Below are 4,312 nucleotides of genomic sequence, written 5' to 3'. Positions count from 1 at the left end.
GCCCCCGTCCCCGCCGCCGCTCCGGCACCGGTACCGGCACCGGCGCCTGCGTGGAGGTCCCGCAGGGCGTCCAGGGCCGCCTGGGTGGACGCGGCGAAGACCTCCTCGGCGACCGGGAGGGCCTGCGGCCCGCCGTAGCGGTCGGTCTCGGCCGCGTACGGGACCTCGCGGACCTCCCCGTGCCCGGAGGGCCACGGGCCCGGCACCGCGGGCACCTCCTTCGCCGCCCGGGCCAGTTCCTGAGCCAGGTCCGCGGCGGCCGGCCCGCTCAGCCCTCGCACCCGTATCCGCAGGTGGGGGCCGTCCTCTCCGTACCGGATGAAGAACCAGGACGCGGCGGGCCCGCCGGGTGCGGTGAGGCGGTCGAGCATCGGGGCCGCCTCCCGGAGGAGGAACCGGTCGGTGTCCTCGGTGTCGGAGTGCAGGTAGAGGTGGAGGCTGTGCCAGGTGTCGGTGGTCATCGCGTGCGGTCCTCGTTCGCGGCCGGGGCGGTCAGGGGAAGGGGTGCGGGTGGAGGGCCAGGTCGTCGTGGCGCAGCGGACGGCCGGTGCGGGCCAGCCTGTACGGGACCTCCAGCAGCCGGGGCAGTCCCCGGGTCCGCCGGTTGACGTGCCCGAAGGTCATCGGCAGGGAGCCGGGGACGACGACCTTCACGCAGTGCAGGCCGAGCCGGTCGCGCAGCCCCGGTTCGGTCTGGTCGACGGCGATCACCTCCAGACCGGCCCGGGAGAGCCGCTCCACGGTCGCCCCGAGCAGGTCGGTCAGGTCGCCGACCGGTTCGGGCGCCCCCGGCCAGGCCTCGGCCACCGGCACGCAGGGCGTGTCGGCGAAGAGGAACTCCAGGCGCGGGCCTGCCTCGGGGAGGGTGTTCAGCCCGACGTGGTCGTCGAGGCCCACCACCAGTTCCGGCCGCTCCAGCATCGGCCGGAGCCGCTCGGGGTCGCGCCGCCCGTCCTCGGCGAGCGAAAGGTGCGCGGACTCCAGCACGTTGGTGGCGACCTCGGCCACCGCGGACCTGATCGCGGCGCGCGGGTCGTGGTGGGCGCCCGCCGCGAGGAACATCCGCGGCGCGTCCGGGTGGGCGCCCTCGTACCGGCAGACGGCGACGACCGCGGGGATGCCGAAGTCGTTGGTCGCGTCGAGCAGCGACAGCCGGTAGCCGGCGAGGGCCGCCCGGTCCGCGAGCATGGCCGTGCCCGTGTCCTCGGGCGGCGGCTGGACGCGGCGCAGCGGGGTGGCCGCGTACCAGGCCATGAGGAAGGCGTCGCGCTCGGCGACCTCGAACAGGCCGTAGAGCGCGGCTTCCTCGGGGCTGTTGCCCAGTCCGCAGCCGTTCGAGGACTCGTACGCCACGCGCGGCCGGTCGGGGCCGGGCACGTCCCAGTAGGCGACGTGCTCGGGGACGGCGACGGCCCGCCGGCGGGTGAGCGACCAACCGTGCACCCAGTCCAGTTCCAGGTCCGGTGTGTACGGGACGGTCGGTGAGGCCGGATGGCCGTGGTGGGCGGGATCGGGCAGGCCGAGCCGCTCCGGGTCCACCGCCCGGTCGGGGCCGAGGGCGGCGAAGGAGGCCCGCAGGTCGGTGCGGCGGCCGGTGGGGCGCATGCCCGCGTACCGCTCGACGGCCTCGAACAGGGCGATCCGCTCGCTGTCGGCGAAGTCGCGGGCCCGGCCGTACCCGCCGTCGTCCAGGGCCCTCCCGTCGGTCACGACGGCGGTGGTCAGGGAGAACGCCGAGTCCTCGGAGCGCATGAGCCGGCGTACCGGCCCGAACCGCTCGTCGTACAGCGCCGCACGCAGACCCTCCACGGTGGTACGGGAGTTGGGGGCGCGCAGGACGTACGGATCGGGCAGCGGGCGGGGCCCGGAGGGCAGCGGGGCCGCCCCGGCGGCCGAGTCCGAGGGCAGGGGGCGGCACACAGGGCAGCCTCCGACGGGGCGGATGCGGTGGGTGGACCAGGTGCCGCGGCCGAGGTGGACGACGTACACGACGGCGGTCTTCGCGGCACCGGCCGGCTCACCGTCGCCCGCGAGGTCGCCCTCGCCGTCACCGCCACCGCCGCCGTCCAGCAGGTCCTGTGCGAGGGCGCCGACGCAGTCCGCGAGCGCCGGGGACAGGACGCCGGCCAGCTCCAGTTCCGGGCTCCGCCACGGCACCCGGCCGCCCGCCGTGGCCAGCCTCTGGTACTCGGCGCAGCACAGGCAGGCCGCCGCGCCCGGCCGCAGCACGGGACCGACCACCGCCAGGGCGCCGTCGAGCCGTACGGGGACCAGGGACACGGGGTGGCCGAGTGCGTGCCGGCTCAGCTCCTCTGCCAGGCCGGGCGTCCAGCGGGGCAGGAGGACCGCGGCCCGTCCGGAGGCGGCCGCGGCCGCCGCTCCGGCGTCGAGCACCGGTACCGCCAGTGTGCTGCCGAGCGGCCCGCAGGCGTCCCGGGGGCCGGTCGCGGCCGGGACGGCCGCCGCCTTCGTCATCTTTCCTCCTCCGGGGTGCGCAAGACGGTGAAGCCGAAGGCCCGCAGCCGGTCGGCGAGTTGCCGGGCCGCCGGCGGGAGCTGCGGCTCCGCGCGGCGGGCCGCAGCGGGGCGGTCCGCTCCGGTCAGGCGGCGCAACGCGGCCTGGAAGGCGGCCTCCCGTCCGGCCAGGTCCGCCAGCCAGCCGCCGGTCCAGCCGTGGTCCTCCCAGGCGGCCGTCCGTACACCGGCGGCGGCCAGCGGGGCGACGGCGCCGCCGGACGGCGGCGGGCTGTCGGCCGCAAGCCCGGCCTCCTGAGCGCAGAGCGCGGTCACCGCGGCGAGCGCGGCGAAGGCCGCCGCGTCCCCCGGCGTGGCCTCGACGGCTTCGCCGAGCACCGGGCGGGCCGACGTGCCGGTGCCGTGGACCACGGCGTGGTACACCTTCGCCCCCGGGGCGGCCCGGAACACCTCCAGGTGCGCGGACACCCCGAGACGGGCCGTCAGGGTGGTCCACCAGTGCCGGGCCTGCAGGTGGGTGTCCCACTCCCCCGGGGCTTCCTGCGTACGGTGGGTCGAGCGCCCGAGGCGCTCGGCCGCGGCGGCGCGCAGGGCCCGGCCCCGGGCGTGCCCCGGATCGGCGCCGACGGTGAACCCGGCCCCGCCCAGGCGGAGTTCGGCCGCCCGGCAGAACACCTCCAGGCGGGCCAGGTCCAGCCGCGGCGCGCCGGAGACCGGGCCGCCCGGGTCCGGAAGGCCACCCGGGTGCGGAGGGCCGCCCTCGGGCCCGGCCGCAGCCGCCGTACAGGCCGCCAGCGACACGGGGAGCTGCGGCAGGTTCCCCGGGACGGGCTCGGGCAGCACCCCGCACCGCCGGTCCCCGAGGGCGGTGACCCGGCGCAGCGCCTCGGCGAGGGTGCCGGCGGGTTCCAGGCCGGCCCGCCGGTCGGCATCGATGCGTTCGGGGCCGAGCCAGCTGCGGTACTCGGCCCGCAGCGGCCGGGCGTCCGCGAGGAGGACCGCGGGCAGGCCGGGCAGCAGGCGCCCGTCCTCGCCCTCGTCCGCGGGGTCCGCAAGTCCGGCCGCGGCGCACAGCAGCCGGTGTGCCGCCGCGCCGCCGACCAGGACGGCGAGCAGGCGCGGCGGGGTCACGGATGCGGCCGGCGCCGGGGTGAGCCGCAGTTCCAGGGCGGCCGCGTCCGAGCGGATCTGGGCGGCGCTGCCGGGTGCGGTGGCATAGCCGGTCCCGGCGCACAGCCCGGCCGCGATGCCCCGGTCCGGGCCGGCCCCGCGGACGTACAGCAGGACGCTCCCCTCGGACAGGGCCGGATCTGGGGTGTACGAGACGGGCAGCCCGCCCGCGGCCAGTGCCCGTCCGGCGGCCCTGGCGAGCGGCCCCTCGGGGGCTGCGGCCAGCACCTCGGCCCGCGCCACGGCCAGCGCGGCGGCCGCGGCGGCGGGGTCCTCGCCGGTGGCTTCGAGCCACCGGGCGACCGGGCCGGCCCCACCGGCGGGCTCGGCCGGGCGGGTGACGAGCAGGTCGTGCTCGTCCAGCCGGGCCAGGAGCGTGTCCACCGCCCTCCGCACCGGCGAGTCCGCCTCCATGCCGTCCAGCAGGCGTTCGAGTCCGCCGTCCCGCAGCGGCTCCTCCAGCAGCCGCCACAGGGCGGGCAGGGCCTTGCTGCCCTCCAGGGTGACGCTGCCGCGCCGGCCCCTCAGGTGCAGGCCGTCCCGCAGCACGGTCACGGCGGCGCCGGGACGCAGTCGGCGTACGGACGCGACCGGGACAGCGGAGGCAACGGGGGCCGAGGAGCCGGCAGGAGGCACGCGGGTGGCCGAGGTGGCCGAGGTGGCGGGGG

General features: G+C 78.4%; 3 protein-coding genes. All 3 read right to left on the bottom strand.

What is annotated here, in order from left to right:
* On the bottom strand, positions 1-461 hold a 461-nt coding region (locus HYE82_RS34405), incomplete at its 3' end, for a thiopeptide-type bacteriocin biosynthesis protein (RefSeq protein ID WP_218783381.1).
* Positions 462-492: 31 nt separating this feature from the next.
* Positions 493-2,475 (bottom strand): TOMM precursor leader peptide-binding protein, encoded by a 1,983-nt coding sequence (locus HYE82_RS34400; protein ID WP_179178149.1) that lies wholly within the window; start codon positions 2,473-2,475, stop codon positions 493-495.
* Positions 2,472-4,312, bottom strand: a 1,841-nt coding sequence (locus HYE82_RS34395; protein WP_179178148.1) for a hypothetical protein, incomplete at its 5' end; no start/stop codon positions are given. The genes HYE82_RS34395 and HYE82_RS34400, both read right to left, overlap by 4 nt.

Source organism: Streptomyces sp. BR123 (assembly GCF_013401435.1).
Taxonomy (GTDB): domain Bacteria; phylum Actinomycetota; class Actinomycetes; order Streptomycetales; family Streptomycetaceae; genus Streptomyces.
The sequence above is the reverse complement of the archived record's forward strand: the minus strand, read 5'-3'. Positions and strand labels throughout refer to the sequence as shown.

What these genes read in the sequence shown, in the direction of transcription:
- HYE82_RS34400 (WP_179178149.1), bottom strand. Translation starts at nt 2,475, where the DNA reads ATGACGAAGGCGGCGGCCGTCCCGGCCGCGACCGGCCCCCGGGACGCC.